Raw genomic sequence first — 20,718 nt, forward strand, 5'->3', positions numbered from 1 at the left:
GCAGGAAGTATCCACGATATTTTCTTATATCAATAAGGGTCTTTTTCTTTGATTAATAAATTAAATTAATCTATCCTAAATGCACTTGTCTTAATAAATGGCCATAAACATGGATGCTTATGAACTGTCTATTGGGTTGGAATTAGAAGCCAATGTGATTGATATAAATACAGGTAAGGCAAGTATTGATTTTAATAACAAAGACTTTCAAAAATTTTCATCGTACTTTCTTGCCCAAGGCTATCCTGCACCTCAAACTGAGTTTGATGCGGCTACAGTTGAGCTGGCAACCTTACCTTATCACGATTTAGACTTAGCATTTAATCAGCTTTCTGTAAGTGTGGATGATGCTAATAATTTTTTATATCAACAAGGATGTTTATTGCTTTTATTGGGCCTACATCCAGGAAGAGGTCGTGACGAATTAATAATGACAGATAGTCCATATTGCAGGGCTTCGTTACCCTTAATGGCTGAGCAGGGTGGGCCATTATTTTATTGCAGTTACCAAATAAATCTCGGAGTGGGTTTGCGAGACATTGATTATTTGATTCCATTGTGTCATTGGTTGCAAATATTCATGTGGCCTTGCTCTGTAATTACACAATCATCACCTATTTTCGCACATAGAGACACTAATTATAAATCATTTAGAGTCCGCCTGAATGATTCTCTAAGTGGGAGTCGGACTGGCCCATTGCCTTTAGATATTCGTAATTTAAATGAATTGCAACACTATTGTAACCATTTACCCGATGAAGCGAATGCATTACGTAAATATAATGTCTGGTATGATATACTTCCAAAATTAATTAACCCAACAGATCCAACATCAGGATATCGCATCGAAATTAGAGTTGCTGATACTTCTGCGTTATCAAAGCTTTATGTATTTACTCAGGCGATGTTCCTAACCTTTATGAGTATTTTTCATCAATTAAAATCGAAGGAATTAGTACCGTTACCAGAACATCGATGGTTAATCCTTAATCGTGATAGTGTATTAAAAAAAGGGAGTAAAGCCAGAATAACTCATAATGGAGAAGAGTTCTATTCTATAAAGGATTATCTTAACACCATTTGGCGCCCAATGGTTACCGACTCCGCGCGGTATTTGAGTATCGATATGGATAATCTGATTTCTAAACTTACTGGCGAGTCGCGCGCTGAACACATCTTGCACCAATTTCAAGTGCTATCAGCCGATCAAATGGCACTTAATTATGCTTATTGTGATTTCAATTCAAACTAGAGATTACTGATCGCGCCATAAAAGTGCTGCTATCGTTCCTTGGTCTTGAAAGACTTCCAACAAATTATCCAATGAGTTGATAGGGATGTTATTAACAACTAAGTTAAATATCAACTTATGATTATTTTTACTATGAATATACCCCGCTAAGGCTTGTCCTTTAAGAATCATTCCAGATTCACCACCGATTACATAAGTACCTGGTTTTGCATAAACATGACCAGCTGCTCCTGAGAGTGTTGGGTTTGACTTAAAATTCGTAACAAAATCTAATGAGCCATCGTGTGCCAGAATAGGTAAGGCATTAAAAAAAGCATCGAAAGAAGTTTCTTTTGACATTATTGCTAACCATTTAGTAATGATCTTATTGGTTGCTGTCGTATCACCTCCTCCGCTCCCATCAATAAAATGGTATTCTGACGATGCAATGCCGTATTTGTTCTGGAGTTCTTTTTTCTCCATAGCTAAACTGCCAGCCATTGTGCGCTCTCCATTGGTGAGTCCCAAAAGCATTAAGCTTGTATCAGCCCCTATATTGTAACTTACCTTGAGAATAAATTTTGCATGCTCTTGGTACGGAAGTGATTTAAGGGTTGTAATTTGATTCTCTTCATTATAAAAAGGGCTAGGTTTGAGTAGATTGACAGGATTATCTTTCACTTTTGTGATTTTAGACACATCGACTCCTGCTTGTTGCAGCGCCTCAATGAATACAGTTCTTGCGAAATTAGCAGGTTTTGTGATTCTATAAGTTTGAATCAGGGGATAGCTGTTTGTCAAAGGTGGAGAAAAATTGATGGGTAGATCTCCTTTAATGATACCGAGACAATTCGGGTTTCCGATACACTTAGGTAGGACAGGGTGGAGCTCCAGCGTGTATTTTTTATTGGGTTGTGCGGTGACAAGCTCATTGATTACACTAAAAGCGGCCGATTTGGGACTCCAGTCCACAACGGATTTTTCGTTAACTTTGCCAGGCTTAATGATGACGTCCACTACATCATCATTAACAAATATGGGGGAGACATCAAATTGATTTCTGAAGTTAAACGCATCAAAAAGTCTATCATCAATAATTACGTCACCGGTTATTGCATGAATGCCCAATTTTTTTATCTGTTTTGCTAAATTTTGATATCCTGCTAAAGGATTTGTTTGGGTCAATATAGCATTGCCTAGTGAATCCGCTTCATTATGATCAAATGGGGTAAAAGCGATTTTACCATTAGGAAGGGTACGGCCACCCATGGTCAAATCTCCAGATGCGACAAGCACCAGATTGCCATTTAGGGTTCCATTCTGAATTACGCCATCCTTATGTACAGTAGTCACAGAATAATAGTTGGGTCCTACTTTATTTAATAACTCACCAATACTGAATATCTTACGAACTGAACCTATAAAAAAATGAGTGTCTGAATTTAAATTTAACAACTCTTGTCCTGTTTCAAGATTAAGAACACGTAATCCCCATTGGGCATTTTTATACATAGGTTTATTCATGATTGCCTCTATATCTGCAGGAATAGCAGTTTCTGACTTCGAAGAAGCTGTTTGAAGCTGATCATTGCTTTGGATTAACGTAGTTACGGCACTCAAAATTGGCATGGATACGATCATTAAAAGAATAGAAAGTGATAAGCTGGTCAAGCAGTTCTTAAACATTGGCTTTGTCCTTTTTTTGCCATGAAATTGAGCCCAATAAACCGTGAGGCATTGGTAACACTGATCCTTAAAATCTTCTATTATATGGAGAGTTTTTTCAACTTAAACTTTCGCATACAGTTTCTTCACCCAAGGACCAATGGTCAGTCCTTGAAACAAAATTGAGAAAATCACTACCATATAGGTCATCATCAAAATCGCTTCGAAGGCAAATTCATTTGCTTTGCCAACGGTGTCATGTAGAGAAAGAGCTAGTGCTACCGATATCCCTCCACGTAGGCCGCCCCAAGTGAGAATTTTGATGCTGTGTGGCGTGAAGTCCAATTGACGTCGCATTAACGCTAACGGAACTGCTACTGAGATCCATCGGGCCAGTAGGACTACTGGAATCGCCATAATTCCAATCAACAGATATTGTTTATTGATGGTTAAAACCAGCACTTCCAGGCCAATTAAAACGAAGAGCACTGCGTTGAGTATTTCGTCGAGTAATTCCCAAAAGGTATCCAAGTGTTCACGAGTTTTACTGGACATCGCAAATGTTCGTCCATGATTGCCGATAAGTAGCCCCGCTACTACCATTGCAATAGGTGCTGAGATATGAAGTCGTTCTCCTAAAGTATATCCTCCCATCACTAGTGCGAGAGAGATAAGAATTTCAACTTGATAGTTGTCTATGGATTTTAACATTTGATAGGTAATATACCCAGTTGCTAGTCCGAACAAGACTCCGCCAATTGCTTCTGTAACGAATAACATTAATAAACGTGAGACACTGATCTCCTGCATTCCCGAGGCCATTTCTAGAATACCAAGAAAAAGCACAACGCCTACTCCATCATTAAAGAGCGACTCCCCAGCAATTTTCATTTCCAAATTCTTAGGTGCACCTAAAACTTTCAAAATACTGAGTACTGCGATCGGATCAGTGGGAGAAATAAGGGCACCAAAAAGCAGACAGTAGGTAAATGAGATTTGCATGTTGAGAGTATGGAGTAACCCATAAGTTAACAGACCTACAAGGATGGTAGATATAAATGTGCCAATAAGGGCAAGCACGGTGACAACAATTTTTTGTTCGGCAAGCTGACTAATATTAACATGAAGTGCACCTGCAAAGAGCAGAAAAGCCAGCATTCCATGAAGTAATGCTTCATTAAAATTAACCTGCCCCAAAAAATTTTTAGCATTTGAAATAATTCCAGGCCATATCGTACCACTTACATTTAAGCTTAAAGAAAATACAAGGGCTATAGCCATCAATCCGATCGTTGGGGGAAGTTTAAACAGTTTAAAATTGACATAGCTAAACATCGCGGAAATCGTGATTAGAATGGCAATGATTTCAAAAAGCGACATAAACATTCCTTCGTTTAAACCGAATTATCAGAGTCAGCTATTAATACAATATGTAAGCGGACAAAAGCAAGTTTAAACTTAGAAAAAGCAGTTAAGTCCTACTGCGCAAGCTAAGAGCACTGAGTCTGCTGGATTTTTTTTAATCTCGTACACCCAAAACAAGCCGACATAAGACAAGGTTTTGTGAGTGGATACTTAAGGCCTAATATGTCCATTCCCAAAGACAACCCATTTATAACTTGTTAAAGCATCTAGAGACATAGGGCCACGAGCATGTAATTTTTGCGTACTGATTCCTATTTCAGCACCCATGCCAAATTGTCCGCCATCAGTAAATGCTGTTGACGCGTTCACGTAAACGGCTGCTGCATCAATATGATCAAGAAAATAACTCTGTGTTGTATGATCTTCAGCAATAATTGCTTCGCTATGACCCGAGCTATATTCCATAATATGTTTCACTGCCTCTTCTACTGAATCAACAGTTTTTATTGCCATTTTATAAGATAAAAATTCTTGCCCAAAGTCATCAGGAGTTGCCTTATGAAGTAACTGTTTGGGGTAAAATAATTTAATTGCCTCATAGCTAAATTGATCTGCAAAAATTTCAACATTTTTATCGGCGAGTGATTTTACGATTAATGGTAAATCAAGCAATCGCTCTTTATGAATTATCAAGGTGTCGAGTGCATTACAAACGCTCACTCTTCTCGTTTTGGCATTGTCAATAATGGTACGACCTTTCTCTATATCCCCACTTTGATCGAAATAAATATGAACAATTCCAGCCCCTGTTTCAATAAAAGGTATTCTTGCATGTTCACGTACAAAATTGATTAATGATTGACTTCCTCTTGGAATACACACATCAACTAACTGGTTGGCTTGCAAAAGAATATGAATTGCCTCTCGTTCTAATGGTAATAAATAAACAATAGTTTCGCTAATATGATGATGATGGAGAACTTGGTGAATCAAGGAAACTAAAAGCAGATTAGTATGATGAGCTTCCTTTCCACCCTTTAAAACACAGGCATTGCCGGTTTTAAAACATAATGTAAACGCATCAATGGTCACGTTGGGCCGTGATTCATAAATAATCGCAACAACCCCTAATGGAACTGAAACCTTCTGAATAATTAAACCATTGGGAAGCTTCTTTTGTTCTAGGATTTTTGTTGGTGAGTGGGGTAAAGAGGCGACCGTCTCAATATCAGTTGCCATCGCTTCAATTCGCTCTTTAGATAAAAGCAAGCGATCATATTTGGGATCTTCGTTACTTATTAACGCTAAGTCTTTTTTGTTTTCGTCAATGATTCGATTTACAGAATTTCGTAATCGCTTGGCAAGCTCTAATAATATTTGATTTCGTTTGTCTTCATTAACAAAACTTAGGTTATAGCTGTCTTTTTTAGCTGCTTTAAGTTGATTAATGACTTCTTCAATCATGAGAACACCTTTAACTCGCTCGCTACGGACTCCGCTGCTATTGCTAGGTTAAAAAATATGTAAATGATCATAATGAATAAACTCCGGTTTTGATGAGTGACCTAAATATTCATTTAATTTAATTGCATCATATTTAGCAAGACCAATGCCAATTTTTTCATTATTTGGCGTCAGTATTTCTATCAGGTCACCGCGCTTAAAATCGCCAGTAAATTTTTCGATCCCAACAGGTAATATACTGATAATTCGCTTATTTTCTTTTATAATGCCGACTAAGCGAGCGTTTATAGTGATTGTTCCTAATCTTTTTTCATTATACGCGATCCATCTTTTTATATTCGATCTTTTTTTAGTAGGGAGAATAGTTGTACCTAAAGATTCCTCACTGAGGATACGCCTAATCACTGAGTGTTGATTGATGCTTGCTATGTGCGTTGTTATTCCAAGATTCGACATTTTTCGAGCAGTTCCAAGCTTGCTAATCATCCCACCTCTGCCATGAAGGCTTTTTACGGCAGAAACTTCTGGCCAATCATTTTTGGGATTAATCATTGAAATCAATTCTGAGTCAGCTTCATTGGGATGTTTCGTGTAAACACCTTCAACATTACTCAGAATAATGAGTTTATCAGCGTTTATCATTGCTGCTATAAGACCTGATAATTCATCGTTATCTGTAAACATTAATTCTGCAATAGCAACACTATCATTCTCATTGATAATGGGTACAATATTTTTATGATCTAGAATTTCACGAAGTAATCTTGAAATATTCAAATAGTGCTGTCTTGTTTGAAAATCTTGTTTTGTGAGCAACAATTGAGAGGCAAGCATGTTATGTTTTTTGAACATCGAAGCATAAATATGCATCAGCTCATATTGACCTAATGAAGCTAAAACTTGTTTTTCCCCTATCGAACTACCGTATTGGCGGTCAAAAAATTGACGTGCAACTTTTCGACCTGAAGCAACCGCACCTGAACTTACTAATATAACTTGATGGCCCGTTTGTTGTAGCGCGACAATCTGTTCCACTAAATGGAGCATAATAGGTTCAAATGGTGTGCCATCATTTGCTAAAATACTTTGGGTTCCTACTTTGATAACTATTTTCATTGTTTACTCGTTTTAATACAACTTGGTTCCAATTTTATTTTCTATGCTTATTGATCTTTTGTTCTAGTTTAATAAATTTATGAGACTATTTCTGCTCAATTCAACTCATAATTTTTCAAAATATGCTGCTATACTGATATCGAAGATTATAAAGGACATTTATTAGGGAGAAATCATGAAAATCTTCAATAGAAGCGCGATAACAGTATCCACTGTATTGTTTAGTAGTTCATTATTTGCTTTTAATTGCCCACCTGCTGGTGGTCCTTATGCATTGACAGGACATAATGCAAATGGTACGCGTTGTACTTATACCTCTGATAGAAACTTTGCATTAAATATACAAGGGACTAAATTAATTAAACCTAAATGCCCTAGCCCCTTGATTACAGATCCTCATTATCAAGATGTTCAATGCCATCATGACGCAATAAAGAAAAAATGCATCTGTGTTGCGGTGCGTCATTAAATGCATCACTGAGGAGTCGATAATTTTTCCTATATGTCGGAAAAATTCCAAACTGAAAAGCCTGAAATTTTTTCAAAAAGCATATAAGTTAAATGCGGTTATCGTCTCTTCTTAGTGGTTAAGCAAAATAATACAACTAAGTTAAGTCACTTTGATTAAAAATAGTCTATAAAAGAAATAAGGATTATTAAAAATAAATACAAATATGGATCCCACCAAGAAAAAAAGTATATTTGCAGGTTTATACGGAAATACTTTAGAATGGTTTGATTTTCTTCTTTATGCTAATTTCACTCCCTTATTTGCCGAGCTATTCTTTCCATCGAAGATATATTTCGTTTCTCTACTTCTCACGTTTGGTGTATTTGCAGTTGGCTTTTTTATGCGCCCCCTGGGAGGAGTATTACTAGGGCACTTTGCTGATCATTTTAGCCGAAGAAAAACGTTAATTTTCTCAATGTCTATTATGACTTTTTCTACAGCCTGTATTGCTTTGATCCCTGATTTTAATACTATCGGTATTACTTCACCTCTATTGTTTGTTTTTTTTAGATTAATTCAAGGAGTTGCAGTAGGAGGAGAACTTCCTAGTTCAACTACTTTTCTTATTGAACATATGGCAGATCATCGGCGTGGCTTTGCGGGAAGTTTAGTATTAAGCACCGCTTTTCTAGGTATTTTTTTGGGCTCATTAACGGCTTCTTTTCTTAGTGTTTTATTACCTGAAGACCTACTTAGAGACTGGGGATGGCGTTTGGCTTATTTGATAGGAGCTATACTTGGACTCATAGGCATTTATCTACGTCTTACAAGTGTAGAGTCTGCTACCTTTTTACAGGCCAAGCATACTACAGAGCTTCCTGCAAAAATTGTTGTTTTTACTTATAGCCGAAAATTACTATTGGCTATTATTTTTACAAGCATTATGGCTATCAGTAATTATTTATTGATTGCTTATGTCACAAGTTTTCTCGTCAAATCAGAAGGATTTTTATTAAAAGATGCTTTGGTTGTTAACTTTATAGCATTATTCGTTTTGACGGTATTAATTCCTTTTATGGGGTTATTATCTGATTATTTTGGTAGGAAACCGATTTTTTTGTGCGGAGTTTTCGGTATTTTAATTCTTATTTATCCCATATTTATTCTTTTTTTAAGTGGTAATTGGTGGCATGTGCTTGCAGGAGAAATAGTATTAGCGGTAATACTCGCTCCTTTGAATGCAACGGTACCTACTATTCTTGCGGAAATGTTTCCCACTGCTATTCGAGCCAGTGGTGTTTCTATTGGCTACAATATAGGCCAAGCATTTTTCGGCGGGACCATACCTGTAGTTTCCTTGATTTTAGTTGAGTTAACGGGAAATAAGTATGCTCCAGTATTATATATTGTATTTTGGGCGATTATCGCAATTATTGCTGCTCGATACGCACAAGAGACCTATCTTAATAAATTAACGTGAGTTCGACATAAAATTTTGTGTCGTGAAACCGTCTTTATACTAATTTTGATGAAGAAATTCCCTTAAATGCTGAATTAGAAATAAAAATTGTTCATCGTCCTGTTGAAAAAAGGAGTTATACCCTAGTAATACCGAGGATTCATATTCAAGAAGGCAGCTATAAATGAAAAAAAAGTCAGTCAGGTAAAAGTTGTTCCCTATGTGATGAGCTTCAATCAGTCACGAACGGTGTGTGGTTAGCGCAATATCGTGCAATAAAAAAACAACTCTTCCCTTTACCGAGCATTTAGGCATTTCTATGGTGTTATAGCCAGCATCTCGATAAGCAATTTTTAAGAGTTCGTAGGAATCAACGGCTTGCTCGTAAGTATGGATGCGTTCGTTATCCATAGTATAAATATCTTCCCAAGGAGGGAAAAGGTAGACTTTAGTATTATATCTAAATTTATTAATACTGTCTCTGACTACGGCCATCAATTTCCCCCAAGCCACCCCTTCAGCAATAGATTGATAAGCAAGTAAATCGGGGATGCCTCTATCAAAAAATACCGGTTCTTTTGTTTTTAATTGTTGCTGAAAGTCACTGATGCATTGAGTTAAAATAAGCTCACAAAACTTTGCCCTATCTCCAAATGGAGTTGCATGACCACCTACATTTCTTTGTTGTTGGATGATTGTCCGTGCGGCTTCAGGAACAATATGATGTCCTCTTTTTTGTAATTCATTGATAACGGTGCTTTTTCCGGCTCCGGGACCACCGGTTATTAAATAAAAATTATTTTTTTTCAATTGTCCAACCCATCTTAATCAATAATAAACCGTTATAACTAGGAATTCTGCTCATGATAAAATATGCCTGCGGCTAATTCTTCGTAAAGATTGATCACACTCATTAACTGTTCTAATTTGCTGATAGTTAGTCGGTAATCTTGTTGGTTAATTTCTATCCTACTATATAACAAGTCATTATGGCTAATAAGGCCTCTGTGATAGAGGTCTTGTTGCAATTGATATCTTTTCTTCAATGATACTAAAGAGAGAGAGTCTTCATGGTATTTTGCCATAAGCTTTTGATTGGCAGCGATACTGTTTGCAATTAAACGTAATGCATTTTGGATGACGTTGTTATATTCTGCCAAACTCCTCTTAAAAATAGCTTTACTTGTGAGAATTTGCCCAAATAAAGAGGGAGATAAGTTAAAAGTTGCATACACATCACCATAAGGTGCTGAATGAGTTGGGCTTTTAAACGTACCATTTAAACTTGCTTTTCCCCAAAAGTAATCTAGGGTTAAGGATGGAAGGAGTTGGGATTCTGCGATATTGACTCCGCTACATGCGGCAAGCAGAGATGTTAAGGCCACCATGACATCTGGTCTACGTAGAATTACTTGCGTATTGATCTTATTTAATGGTACTGCTTTACTGGGCAAATTAATAAATGATTTACTTGATTTTATTTCTCCTGGGGGCTGATTGATTAAATAACGCAATGCATTTTCGCTTGCGATGATATTGTTTTGTATTTGTTTTTGTAGTCCTAGGATGCTTTGTAATTGGCTGGTTACTGTTAATAATTGTAGATTATTTGCTAGTCCTTGTTTTTTCGCTAGTGTTAATGATGTTAAAAGTTCTTTATTGTCCTGTTCGATTTGTTTCAATAGCACTAATTGATGATTCCATGCGAGTAGAGAAAAATAACTACCCGTCACTTCACCGATAACAGTTAAACGCACGCCAAGATAATAGGCTTTGGAGCGTTTTAAGATAAACTCTGCTTTTTTTTGCTGGAAATAAAGCGCAACGAAATTCTGGTAATAGCTGGGGAGAACTCCATAAAACACTCCTGGGTTTCCTAAAGCAGGATCTTGGGCGAAACCCATTAAAACATTCAACCCAGGTAGCCAATTTAAGCGAATCGTTTGCAGCTCAGCCTGGGCAACACGGATCGAGCGTTTGGCGATTGTCACATTATTATTGTAACTAAGCGCTTTATCGATAAGCTGATTGAGCAGCGGATCTCTAAAATCTTGCCACCAAGCTTGATAAGGAAGTCGATTTAATGCATCATTGCTTGAGTCTTTCAGAGAGCTGGGAATATAAATCGACGTGAGTCGTGGATTTTTTGCGCTGGGCATACATGCTACTAGCATACTTGTCATGGCTAAAATAATTAATGTTGCCAGGCTGCGCAATTAAATAGTTTCCATAAAATAACATGACTAATACTGAAAAATGGTAACACAAAAGCTTCGAAAGTTAAAACCTTATGCAGTTGTGCTTTCCTTGGCCTTGCTTGCAGTTTTATATTACTTTTTCTCTTTTCTAGTTCCTTTTACTAATAACGCTTTTGTTGTTACCAACGTTCGCCCTGTAGCTGCGATTGTTAGTGGGTATATTACTGATTTATACGTTAAAAATGAACAGTATGTTCATAAGGGACAACCTTTATTTACTGTTTTCCAGGAACCCTACAAGCTCACTTATAATAGGCTAATTGAGGAGGTTCATACTGCGGAAGTGGATCTTGAAAGTTTACAACATCAATTACAGAAGGATAAACAATTACTGATACAATATGAACAAGAATATAATAGAATTCACTTAAATTATCTTCGTAATAAAGCGGTTTTAAAATCAGGAGCAATATCTGAAATTAACGTTAAGGATTTACAATATGAAGATCTTGGTAGTTTTGCCAAAGTGAATATGCAAAAACAGCAAATTAGCTTGGATGAAAAAAATATTCAAAGTCTACAACACAAGATCAAAGCGTTGATTTATAAAACGCGCTATGCCAAAGTTAATTTAGAGCAAACAACGGTTTATGCTCAAAGCAATGGCCGCATTCAAAATATGTATCTGTCTTTGGGAACCCCCATAGAAATCAATAAGCCTGTCTTTTCATTTGTAGATACTGATAATTTTTACATTCAGGCTAATTTTACTGAAATTGATTTGCGTATGGTAAAAACTGGCGCTAAAGTCTACATCATTCCTCGAATGTATTTTGCTACGAAATTGTATCATGGAACGATAGTATCCGGTGCCTGGGCTGCTAATCGTCAAATTACAAATCCCAAGACACAATTACAAACGGTAACCAATGATACTAATAATTGGATACTTTTGCCTCAGCGTTTCCCGGTACAAATTAAAATCGACGATTATGATGCCAAACATTACCCGTTGCCTATTGGAGCAACTTGTTATGTCATTATCAAGATATAATTTTTTTAAGGATTAGTTTTTTATGGAAGTGACTTCCGAAAAAACAATAATGGCTGCGCGTATGGCCATTGGCACGGTTATTGCTCTAATTATTACAACGTATTTTGATATTGTTGAACCTACCTGGGTTTATATTTCTTTATTTATCGTATCGTTTGAACAACGTACTATTGGCGCTTCATTGACTCGTTGTTCCATGCGGATGATTGCAACGTTTAGTAGTGCCTTATATAGCTTAATTATTATTTTGCTTTTTGATAACGCATATCTTATGAATCTTATTGGATTTATTATAGGGATTTTTTTATATACTTATTTATTTTTAGGAACGAAACGTAGTTATATTGGTATTTTGGGAAGTGTTACTCTCGCTATTTGCCTTATTAATTATAATAATTTTACCTATGTATTTATGCGTCCTACCAATGTGATAATTGGTATATTAATCGGCTTCTTTACATTACGCTTTTTTTTCCCAATCCGCGCAACAAAAGTACTAATTTTAGAAATGCAGAGATTTCTCAATGAATATGCTGATTTATCGAAGTACCTTGCAAATACAGATGATACAACAAAAGACTTATCTGCACATTTAGTTCAGTGCGAATCAAATGTTTTAGCACTTATTCTTCGTTTTCAAACATTAATTAATGAGGCTCAGGTTGAAATAAGTAAGGACTCTGGATTTACCCAAATTGCGACGGATATTCTGCAATCTTTCCGGCATATTTTTCGTTATTATGCCTCAATAATTGCTTTAATCCTTTACGAGGGGGTTAAAATCAATGAAGAGGATAAGGAGAATTTAATTTTTTTGAGTGACGCTTTAATGAGGTTAAAAGAAAATCTTTTTTCCTTAAGGCGTAGACGTAACTTAATTGTGGCTCCTGATATGATGTCTCAAAAGGATGAAAATCTGTTATCTTTGATGCTTAATTTACTTGTTACAGAATACAGCGTTTTGGAAATTAAGATCAATAAATTAATACGTATGACTAAAGTAATTAAATTGGAGTAAAAGGATCATTGTTTTTATTGTTACTCCTTTGTTTCGGATGGCAAATTACTCAGAGTCCTTATCAGAATAGAGATATCATTTATTTTTACAATGCAACTTATTGAGTCAGTCTGTATTATAATTAAAGTATTATCAAACAGGAATTTATAACTCTAGTTGAGCTGTTAAATGACAGGGAGTTTTAACATGGCTACTAAAGTTGATATTTTGTATATAGAAGATGATGAAGTTGATGTTATAGCAATGCAGCGGGAGTTTCTTAAAACAAATCAGCCAATTAACATTGTTATAGCCAAGGATGGGGAGCAAGCACTGGATATGCTCTATGGATATAACGGCCAGCTTGAAATCAAACCTAGCGTGATATTGCTTGATCTTAATTTACCCCAAATGAATGGTATTGATTTTTTAAAAAAATTAAGAGGAGGTTTTAATTTTGTCGATGTTAAAGTGTTCGTGCTTACTGGTGCTTACACTACGGAAGAAAAGCTTGCGACAATTGATTTAAATGTGTCTGGTTGTATTATAAAACCTTTGCAGTATGAAGACGCGCTTAATATTTTATGGTGCGTTACTGCAGGAGAAGATATGTCAAAGTTGCTTTTTATGCAGTAAGAGCAGCATATTAACATTGATGACTACCCTTCAAAGACGGTTTTGCGCCATTTTATACTGAAAAACAATTTTTTATTAAGATTTAAGCGTCTTTTACGCATAATCTGTTTTAAACCAATGGAGGTTGATGCATACCTCCACTTGGTTTTTTAATGGTTCACTTAAAGCAATGAACGGTTTAATGACATACCATTTCTCTGGGATTTCCAGGTACTGGCACACAAGTTTTATAATATTTTCCCTTATAAAAGTAGTTATAATAAATACCATTAATAAAGTATAAATAATACATGCCATTATAGAAGTAATTGTAATAGCGCCCATTATTGTAATAAACATAATAGTTATTATTATGGTAGTAGTTATAATATCTGCCATTATTGTAATAGTTATAATGCTTGCCTTTATAATAATAATGTCCCGGTTTTACACCCCCATGCACACGTACATTAACATTGGTTTTGTTTACATTAACATTGTTTACATTAATGTGTTCGTGCTTTTTTATCACCTTATTTTGATAATTGTGATGTTCATATGGACGCTCTACTAGCCCATCTCTATGTCGTTCAAAATGTTCTCTCCCTGCATCTGCAATAGAAGGTAAAATAAGCATCATGATGGAATAAACCAAATATGCTCGCCAATTACAACTTTTACTACTCATGATGGTACTCCTCGCAAAATAAAAACTGTTAAAAGAAGAATTTCCCCATAATCTATATCTATGCGCAGGAGATTCTGTAACTATTAAGTAGAGGTTGAGTCAAATATTATTCATTTTTAATTTTTAAGCAAGTTGAAATTCGCATCAGAATTTACAGCATGCACTTTTTTTATTTACCATCAAAGGCTTAATCTATTAATACAAAATAAATAAACGGAATCGTACATCCCATGCTTTTAAATAAAGCAGATCATTTAGGGAAATACAAGAAAATTATGGGGTGATTGAAATCGAGACTACACCAAAAGTGATTTTAGTGTCTCGATACTTATATTGGCGCCACTCAAGATGACTACTGTATTTTGGCCACGAAACTCTTTAGCATTTTTTAAAAGTGCTGCAAGAGCCAAGCCTGCTGCTCCTTCAATCAAAAGATGTTGTGTTCTTATCAATCTAAGAATGGCATTTTTTATTTCTTTTTCAGAGACTAAAATATAATCGTCAACACATTGATGACATAGTTCAAAAGTAATAGAATCCGCTTCTATTCCACCTGCTGTAGCGTCTGATAAAGTAGGTAATGTTTCCATCTCAATAATTCGACCTGCTTTAATGGATTCTGACATCACAGGTGAATTTTCAGGCAAACACCCAATTATTTTGATATTAGGATTAACTGATTTTAAATATCCTGCAATTCCTGAGATTAATCCTCCGCCACCTATTGGAACCAAAACAGCATCAATAGTATCCAGTTGCTTTAAAAGCTCCAAGCCAATGGTCCCTTGTCCTGCTATAACTTGAGGATCATTATATGGAGATACATAAATCATCTGATGCTGTTTTGCATAATTTAATGCATATAATTCCGTTTGTATGCACTCTTTGCCATAAAATTTCAGATCACTCGTATAATTACGAATATTATCAACTTTAGTAGAGGATACATTTTCTGGAACAAAAACGATTCCGTTGAGGTTTAATTTATTTAAGCTAAAGGCGACAGCTGCTCCATGGTTTCCCGATGAAGCAGTGACTATACCTTGTTCCTGTTGAGATGGAGTTAAACTCAATAATTTGTTGATTGCACCACGCACTTTAAAGGAACTTGTATATTGGAGGTTTTCACATTTTAAAAATACATTAGCTTGTGTTTCATGACTCAGCGCTCTTGAATAATCAAGAGGAGTTTTCTTTACATGTTGCCTGATTCTTTTTTCAGCAGTTAACACTTCATTTTTAATATCAAACATAAATCACCGATCGTTTGTTCATGGCAAATAGTGATAAAATGGCTGCTCTGTGATACTTAATAATTTGCGCACTCTAATAAGGCGACATTTTTAGCTGAAAATGTCTTTATCAAAATACATGCCCCTGAACGCTATTGTTGTAGGGGCTACATTGCTCTTTTTTCTTAAAGCGATTTTATCACTAATGATTCAGTTTGAGGAAAGGTACCCTTGTTTAAAAGAGAAATAATTTCCTCATTCTTTAAAACATCGCCGAGTAAACTATGCTCTTCTTCGTCTATCCATGTTTCAAGATTTTTTAACAAGCGATCCCTTTTTCCCCAAACTGCGGAGGGGCTTTTTTCTGCGGCATGAGTCATTATTTTATCAATCACCTGTTTGACCAATAAGGAAAAATTCTTATCTTCATCACTCAATTGACTGTTGATGGTTTTAATTCGTTCGTCACAGCTCCATTTAGCTTTTATTCGTTTATAGATTAACGGAGACATAGTAACCGTATGAGCAAGAAGAAATGCTAAGGACGCACCTAATACAAAAGGTGCGGCACCGCCTTCTTCACTTTTGTTCCAAGCTAAAAAACCACCCGCTGCTGTGCTTGTAATGACAAAACCTCGCTCTATTAATTCTCGGGTTGAATAGTGGTGACTGCTAAAAAACAAGCTTCCTGGTCTATTCCAATTAATCAAATAATCTGTTTTTTGATTTAAAAATGTTCTTATATTATCCAATGACAGCATATGGCACCTTCTTTAAATTAAAGAGAACTTATTATCCTCTGTTTCTATATGATTGCAATATTGTTGTCAAAGAGAACCTTATGAATTATAATTGACCAATTTATGCAAATTCTTTTATAAAATATTATTTGTGTAAGTTATCTATAATTATCAAATAAGCCCCTAATGCGAAGGATTAAATCATGCCCCGAATTATTTCTCATCCTGGAAAATACAAGAAATCTGAAGCCGAAAATGTAAGATACCAGGATAAACATCAGCCATTTGGTTATTTTGAGATGCAAAATGCACCTATTCGCCCAAGCCAAGAAGACGCATTGGCCTGGGAAACATTGGATCAATCCTTAGACTCATTAAGTCCTGAGGAAATTGGCAAGCGCTTATGGACAACTTATCGATCCTTAGACGAACAGGTTTTAGAAAAGAACTACACTGATGGAAGTACGGCCTCTACTACAGTTTATGATGGGAAGGGTAATTTAATTACCGCAACTCTAGCAGACGCTGCATCTTTTGCGGCAATTTATGATAAAGAGGGTAATCTTTTGGGGGTGGTTCGGTTAAATTCAGTCACTCATAAGCCTACTGATCCCGAAGAAGGTTTGCGAATTCAGCAAGCTGGAGGTTTTGTTGGGTGGGGTAGAGTAGATGGCATGCTCGCTGTTTCACGCGCTATGGGAGATAAATCGTTCAAGGAGCATGGGGTTTGCTCTGAAGCAACAATTGATATTACGAGTATTGATGACCTTGCACAAAGATTTAACATCAGTCGCGAGACAATCGGGAAAATACAGATTATCACCACTTGTGATGGTTTTACTGATGGTACAAAGGTAGAAACCAAAAGGGGGCATGAGCAATTTTTATATCAATCATTAAAGGAAATTATAAAATCAAATAAAAAGAAACCGGAATTAGAAATAGCAAAAGCTTTGGCACTCAAAGCGAAAACAAATGATTCACGCGATAATATTAGTGTTGCCGTACAAACAATAACGCAAAATACACCTGCTTTTTTGCTTGGAGTTTATGATGGACACGGAGGCTCTAAAGTATCAACTTACGTCGCGAACCATATTGGTGATGAATTTAAGAAGCAGTGCGCTTTAACGCCAAGCGAGTATGAAGAACAGCCGTTGAGTGTTGCGAAAAATATGTCTATATATCAACGTGATAACTCAGCGGATGTGAGGTATGAGCGAAAAAGGCAAGAATCCATCCTGAGTAAAGAAGAAAGTGAATTAATTATCAAAGAATTGCTGACGCTCACACAAAAATATCAGCATAATTTATCGAAAAAAAACCGCGAAATACATTCCATTGTTGAGCAACTGTTAACGGTATTAAATAGTTCCGAAAAAAATCAGGATACAATTAAAGAATATTTTAAAATTCTTGAGAAAAAAGAAGAGGGTAAAGCGTTTACAAATCTTCAGATTATACAAAACAACAAAGATAAATCGACTGGACGTTTTATTGCCGGTATTATTGCGATCGCAGCGACCTTTCTAACAGGAGTTCTACCAGGGCTGGCTATTATAGGATTAGTCTATGCATTCACAGATAAAACGCCAAAAGATTTATTCAAAACATATGGCGAAGGTTTTCAAGCGGATTTAGCGGAAGTTAAAGAGCAACATGATCTTAATACATTGAAAATAAAATGAAAAAAATGGTTAGGATCTGTTGACAATTCTACTATCCTAGTCAAAATGACATGATTTTATGCGCTCCGATACTCACATACTTCGTGTATGCTGGTTCGGTGCTCTAAAATTACGACATTTTGATTCAGTCTAGTGAATTGTCAACAGACCCTGTAGTTGATTTGAGAAAATAAGTTAATTTTTTATATCAAATAACTTTTAGGTTTATCATATTTTCAAAACATCACAATCGGGTTTCGCGCTTTACTCCATCTACATTCATGGCTTTTACCCCATCAAAAGAGACATGCTCACCGCAGGAAACGGCAAGTACACGGATACTCCAGTCACACAGTGGATGTACTACACCGTAAACCATAGTTTTTATTTGTTTCTTATTAGTGACTCGGAGTAGCGAAAATATTCCTTCGAAGATAGGAGTACATTTAATCTGTTATAAATTCATGTTACTTTATCAGTGCTGATGTGAATGAGCAAAAATGAAGTGCGCAACTGAAAGAGACCGATTCTTATCATGTATAATGTTTACGCCAAAATTAAAGAAAGCACTTTTACTTGGAGATTAATCAATTTTTATTTAGATTGCATTGCTCGTTTTTGCGATGGTGTTATTTTTTTGAAAAAAAAAATAGGAGCACTGTTAAGAAGAGAGTTTTCTTCTATTTCTCATCAACATTCATTAAAAGCGTTTATTCGCTATTGCCAACGACAGCCTTCACAACCCATACTTTTTCCAAGTGCCTATAAAGATATTGACGTTTCTATTATTATTCCCGTTTACAATCAATGGAAATTAACTTGTGCTTGTTTAAACTCTATTTTAAATACATGCGATGGCAATATTAATTATGAACTAATTTTAGCTGATGATTGCTCAACAGATGAAACAATTAATGCTGCTGTACTGTATCCGGGTTTAATCGTTATTAGAACGGATAAAAATAGTGGATTTTTACAAAATTGCAATCATGCCGCACAAAAAGCTCGAGGGCGGTATCTCCTATTACTTAACAACGACACTATAGTATTACCTAATTGGTTAGAAAGTTTATACCAGACGATAGAAGGGGAGGAGCGTATTGCGATCGTTGGTTCTAAGATTTTGTGTCCAACAGGAAAAATTCAGGAAGCAGGTTCTATAATATTTCAAAATGGCAATACTCTGAATATTGGCTATGGTTGCCATCGAAGGGTCTCTTTTTTAAACACCCGGCGTGATGTCGATTATATTTCTGGTTGTTCTGTTCTTATTCGCAAATCATTTTGGGACTCTGTAGAAGGATTTGATCCTCGGTATAAAAATGCTTATTACGAAGATACAGATTTAGCGATGAACGCTCATGCGCAAGGAATGAGAGTGGTTTATCAACCCAGTTCAGAAGTAATACACTTTCTTCATAAGACTTATGGGCATACCCACCAGGATCTTTTGGAGACGAATAAAAAATTATTTTTAGAAAAGTGGAACCATGCTTTAAAAAGTTATTCTAAATTTGGTACTTCGTGGCATGTGGCAATGGTGCGGGCAGAACAGATCCCACCTATAGAGGCCCATCATCGACGAAAAACGAATAGTTTAAATATATTATATTACTCTCCTATTCCTACTTATCCCGCTAACCATGGAAATCGTGCTCGAATATGCAACCTTATTAAAAAATTTGAGAGGATGGGGCATAAGGTTCATTTTGTTATGTTAGAAAACTCTGAATGTACTAAAGACGGCTTACAGGCAATGGAAAATCAATTTACTACCGTAGATATTATTCCTTGTAAGAAGAAAATGGTTAGTTTTGGTGTTGTTCCCTATGATGGTTGGTACAAAGATGGTATTGGAGAGCATATTTATTTTTTATGCAAGCGTTATGATATAGATCTTATTTTGTGTTCTTACATATATCAATCAAAATTGCTTGAATTTGTACCGAATTATATTTTAAAGGTAATCGATACCCATGACAAAATGGGAAATCGTTCTGAAATGTTGCGTCTTAATAAATTACCACTAGGACACTTTTCATGTACCCCAGAAGAAGAAGGTGCTTATGTAAGAAGAGCTGATCTGGTCGTTGGAATCACCGATGAAGAGGCGAGGTATTTTGAAACTGTTTCTGGGCAGAAAAATACTATAGTGATTTCTCACAGTACCTCTCCTAAATTTTTAAACAATAAATTTTCCACCTTAGGTAACGTGGGCATTGTCGCAAGTAATAATCAGTTTAATCTGGCTGTGGTACAGAAATTTTTGGAACGTATCGATTGTTATTTACAAAAAGAAGAGGACTTGCCCTTTATAATCCACGTTGCTGGAGAAGTTAAAAAAGCAGCTGCTAAAAGGATTTTCGATTCTAAAATGAACGTTTTTAAAAAATCTTGGGTAAGAATGCATGGCTATGTACCCAATATTGCAGAATTTTATGGTCAGATGGATTTGATTGTATCCCCTATGCTGTGCGGTACAGGGATCAATATTAAAACAGTGGAGGCAATGGCTCATGGAATGCCATTATTAACCACTGTACACGGTAGTAGAGGAGCGGGCTTGGATGATAAGATGCATAATCATAAAGATATTGATTCTTTAGTTCATTCTTTATTTTTTATCAGTAAAAACCCTACAACGGAACTTCAACGTCTTGCGGATTTGAGCCGAGAGAAGTACGTGCAATTTCATGAAAAAAATGAAGCTCACTGTAAATTGCTGTTTGAGCACCCTCGATTAAAAATTATAAAGTAGGATGAATTGTCAACACGG

Annotated in this window: 18 protein-coding genes; 8 read left to right on the forward strand and 10 right to left on the reverse strand. The window is 35.9% G+C overall.

All coding sequences use genetic code 11. The annotated features are described in order from the left end of the window. Window positions 1–109 precede the first annotated feature (109 nt). Window positions 110–1,252, forward strand: a complete 1,143-nt coding sequence (locus Lgra_RS07675; protein WP_058498662.1) for a glutamate-cysteine ligase family protein — start codon at window positions 110–112, stop codon at window positions 1,250–1,252. A gap of 3 nt (window positions 1,253–1,255) precedes the next feature. On the opposite strand, the gene Lgra_RS07680 is transcribed toward Lgra_RS07675, so the two are convergent. The 4 genes from Lgra_RS07680 to proB form a co-directional block, all read right to left on the reverse strand. Then, the gene (locus Lgra_RS07680) at window positions 1,256–2,917 is read right to left on the reverse strand and encodes a D-alanyl-D-alanine carboxypeptidase/D-alanyl-D-alanine-endopeptidase (RefSeq protein ID WP_058498663.1); all 1,662 of its coding nucleotides are present in this window, start codon (window positions 2,915–2,917) and stop codon (window positions 1,256–1,258) included. A gap of 102 nt (window positions 2,918–3,019) precedes the next feature. Next, complete coding sequence (locus Lgra_RS07685) at window positions 3,020–4,276, reverse strand: cation:proton antiporter (protein WP_058498664.1); 1,257 nt, start codon at window positions 4,274–4,276, stop codon at window positions 3,020–3,022. 195 nt (window positions 4,277–4,471) lie between these two features. Continuing rightward, on the reverse strand, window positions 4,472–5,725 hold the full coding sequence (locus Lgra_RS07690) for a glutamate-5-semialdehyde dehydrogenase (RefSeq protein ID WP_058498665.1): 1,254 nt from the start codon (window positions 5,723–5,725) through the stop codon (window positions 4,472–4,474). A 48-nt stretch (window positions 5,726–5,773) separates the two neighbouring features. Then, window positions 5,774–6,841: a glutamate 5-kinase gene (gene proB / locus Lgra_RS07695; protein WP_058498666.1), complete on the reverse strand. Its 1,068-nt coding sequence runs from the start codon at window positions 6,839–6,841 to the stop codon at window positions 5,774–5,776. 175 nt (window positions 6,842–7,016) lie between these two features. Here proB and Lgra_RS07700 point away from each other — a divergent pair, with 175 nt between their 5' ends. Together Lgra_RS07700 and Lgra_RS07705 are read left to right on the forward strand one after the other, a co-directional pair. Then, the gene (locus tag Lgra_RS07700) at window positions 7,017–7,310 is read left to right on the forward strand and encodes a hypothetical protein (protein WP_058498667.1); all 294 of its coding nucleotides are present in this window, start codon (window positions 7,017–7,019) and stop codon (window positions 7,308–7,310) included. A 205-nt stretch (window positions 7,311–7,515) separates the two neighbouring features. Next, window positions 7,516–8,772, forward strand: coding sequence for an MFS transporter (locus Lgra_RS07705; protein ID WP_058498668.1), 1,257 nt, complete (start codon window positions 7,516–7,518; stop codon window positions 8,770–8,772). Window positions 8,773–8,991: 219 nt separating this feature from the next. Here Lgra_RS07705 and Lgra_RS07710 read toward each other — a convergent pair whose 3' ends face one another. Both Lgra_RS07710 and Lgra_RS07715 read right to left on the reverse strand, forming a co-directional pair. Further along, a complete protein-coding gene (locus Lgra_RS07710; protein WP_058498669.1) occupies window positions 8,992–9,561 on the reverse strand; it encodes an AAA family ATPase in 570 nt (189 codons plus the stop codon). A gap of 38 nt (window positions 9,562–9,599) precedes the next feature. Continuing rightward, a complete protein-coding gene (locus Lgra_RS07715) occupies window positions 9,600–10,910 on the reverse strand; it encodes a TolC family protein (RefSeq protein WP_058498725.1) in 1,311 nt (436 codons plus the stop codon). A gap of 97 nt (window positions 10,911–11,007) precedes the next feature. On the opposite strand from Lgra_RS07715, the gene Lgra_RS07720 reads away from it, so the two are divergent. From Lgra_RS07720 to Lgra_RS07730, 3 genes are all read left to right on the forward strand, one after another. Continuing rightward, window positions 11,008–12,003: an HlyD family secretion protein gene (locus Lgra_RS07720; RefSeq protein WP_058498670.1), complete on the forward strand. Its 996-nt coding sequence runs from the start codon at window positions 11,008–11,010 to the stop codon at window positions 12,001–12,003. Between the two features lie 22 nt (window positions 12,004–12,025). Then, window positions 12,026–13,021 (forward strand): FUSC family protein, encoded by a 996-nt coding sequence (locus Lgra_RS07725; RefSeq protein ID WP_058498671.1) that lies wholly within the window; start codon window positions 12,026–12,028, stop codon window positions 13,019–13,021. Between the two features lie 186 nt (window positions 13,022–13,207). Next, window positions 13,208–13,636, forward strand: coding sequence for a response regulator (locus tag Lgra_RS07730; protein WP_058498672.1), 429 nt, complete (start codon window positions 13,208–13,210; stop codon window positions 13,634–13,636). Window positions 13,637–13,814: 178 nt separating this feature from the next. Here Lgra_RS07730 and Lgra_RS07735 read toward each other — a convergent pair whose 3' ends face one another. The 3 genes from Lgra_RS07735 to Lgra_RS07745 all read right to left on the reverse strand — a co-directional run bounded on the left by Lgra_RS07735 (window position 13,815) and on the right by Lgra_RS07745 (window position 16,296). After that, a complete protein-coding gene (locus Lgra_RS07735) occupies window positions 13,815–14,303 on the reverse strand; it encodes a hypothetical protein (protein WP_058498673.1) in 489 nt (162 codons plus the stop codon). Window positions 14,304–14,599: 296 nt separating this feature from the next. Further along, entirely contained in the window at window positions 14,600–15,556 is a 957-nt protein-coding gene (locus tag Lgra_RS07740) for a threonine/serine dehydratase (RefSeq protein ID WP_058498674.1), read from the reverse strand. A 164-nt stretch (window positions 15,557–15,720) separates the two neighbouring features. Continuing rightward, complete coding sequence (locus tag Lgra_RS07745) at window positions 15,721–16,296, reverse strand: hypothetical protein (protein WP_058498675.1); 576 nt, start codon at window positions 16,294–16,296, stop codon at window positions 15,721–15,723. A gap of 182 nt (window positions 16,297–16,478) precedes the next feature. Between Lgra_RS07745 and Lgra_RS07750 the strand changes: the two genes are divergently transcribed. Then, window positions 16,479–17,963, forward strand: a complete 1,485-nt coding sequence (locus tag Lgra_RS07750; protein ID WP_083502874.1) for a hypothetical protein — start codon at window positions 16,479–16,481, stop codon at window positions 17,961–17,963. Between the two features lie 223 nt (window positions 17,964–18,186). Here the strand turns inward: Lgra_RS07750 and Lgra_RS18460 are convergent, their stop codons facing one another. Next, window positions 18,187–18,321, reverse strand: coding sequence for a hypothetical protein (locus Lgra_RS18460; RefSeq protein ID WP_274519563.1), 135 nt, complete (start codon window positions 18,319–18,321; stop codon window positions 18,187–18,189). Between the two features lie 156 nt (window positions 18,322–18,477). On the opposite strand from Lgra_RS18460, the gene Lgra_RS07755 reads away from it, so the two are divergent. Then, the gene (locus Lgra_RS07755) at window positions 18,478–20,700 is read left to right on the forward strand and encodes a glycosyltransferase (RefSeq protein ID WP_058498676.1); all 2,223 of its coding nucleotides are present in this window, start codon (window positions 18,478–18,480) and stop codon (window positions 20,698–20,700) included. The last annotated feature ends 18 nt before the right edge of the window (window positions 20,701–20,718 follow it).

Origin of the sequence: Legionella gratiana, from assembly GCF_001467695.1 — a bacterium.
GTDB classification, from domain to species: Bacteria; Pseudomonadota; Gammaproteobacteria; order Legionellales; family Legionellaceae; genus Legionella; species Legionella gratiana.

Excerpts from the sequence above, each read along its gene's own strand:
- Lgra_RS07720 (WP_058498670.1), top strand. The coding sequence starts at position 11,008 with ATGGTAACACAAAAGCTTCGAAAGTTAAAACCTTATGCAGTTGTGCTT.
- Lgra_RS07745 (WP_058498675.1), bottom strand. The coding sequence starts at position 16,296 with ATGCTGTCATTGGATAATATAAGAACATTTTTAAATCAAAAAACAGAT.
- Lgra_RS07715 (WP_058498725.1), bottom strand. The coding sequence starts at position 10,910 with ATGCCCAGCGCAAAAAATCCACGACTCACGTCGATTTATATTCCCAGC.
- Lgra_RS18460 (WP_274519563.1), bottom strand. The coding sequence starts at position 18,321 with ATGGTTTACGGTGTAGTACATCCACTGTGTGACTGGAGTATCCGTGTA.
- Lgra_RS07690 (WP_058498665.1), bottom strand. The coding sequence starts at position 5,725 with ATGATTGAAGAAGTCATTAATCAACTTAAAGCAGCTAAAAAAGACAGC.
- Lgra_RS07675 (WP_058498662.1), top strand. The coding sequence starts at position 110 with ATGGATGCTTATGAACTGTCTATTGGGTTGGAATTAGAAGCCAATGTG.
- Lgra_RS07750 (WP_083502874.1), top strand. The coding sequence starts at position 16,479 with ATGCCCCGAATTATTTCTCATCCTGGAAAATACAAGAAATCTGAAGCC.
- proB (WP_058498666.1), bottom strand. The coding sequence starts at position 6,841 with ATGAAAATAGTTATCAAAGTAGGAACCCAAAGTATTTTAGCAAATGAT.
- Lgra_RS07680 (WP_058498663.1), bottom strand. The coding sequence starts at position 2,917 with ATGTTTAAGAACTGCTTGACCAGCTTATCACTTTCTATTCTTTTAATG.
- Lgra_RS07725 (WP_058498671.1), top strand. The coding sequence starts at position 12,026 with ATGGAAGTGACTTCCGAAAAAACAATAATGGCTGCGCGTATGGCCATT.
- Lgra_RS07730 (WP_058498672.1), top strand. The coding sequence starts at position 13,208 with ATGGCTACTAAAGTTGATATTTTGTATATAGAAGATGATGAAGTTGAT.
- Lgra_RS07685 (WP_058498664.1), bottom strand. The coding sequence starts at position 4,276 with ATGTCGCTTTTTGAAATCATTGCCATTCTAATCACGATTTCCGCGATG.
- Lgra_RS07700 (WP_058498667.1), top strand. The coding sequence starts at position 7,017 with ATGAAAATCTTCAATAGAAGCGCGATAACAGTATCCACTGTATTGTTT.
- Lgra_RS07705 (WP_058498668.1), top strand. The coding sequence starts at position 7,516 with ATGGATCCCACCAAGAAAAAAAGTATATTTGCAGGTTTATACGGAAAT.
- Lgra_RS07735 (WP_058498673.1), bottom strand. The coding sequence starts at position 14,303 with ATGAGTAGTAAAAGTTGTAATTGGCGAGCATATTTGGTTTATTCCATC.
- Lgra_RS07740 (WP_058498674.1), bottom strand. The coding sequence starts at position 15,556 with ATGTTTGATATTAAAAATGAAGTGTTAACTGCTGAAAAAAGAATCAGG.
- Lgra_RS07755 (WP_058498676.1), top strand. The coding sequence starts at position 18,478 with ATGTATAATGTTTACGCCAAAATTAAAGAAAGCACTTTTACTTGGAGA.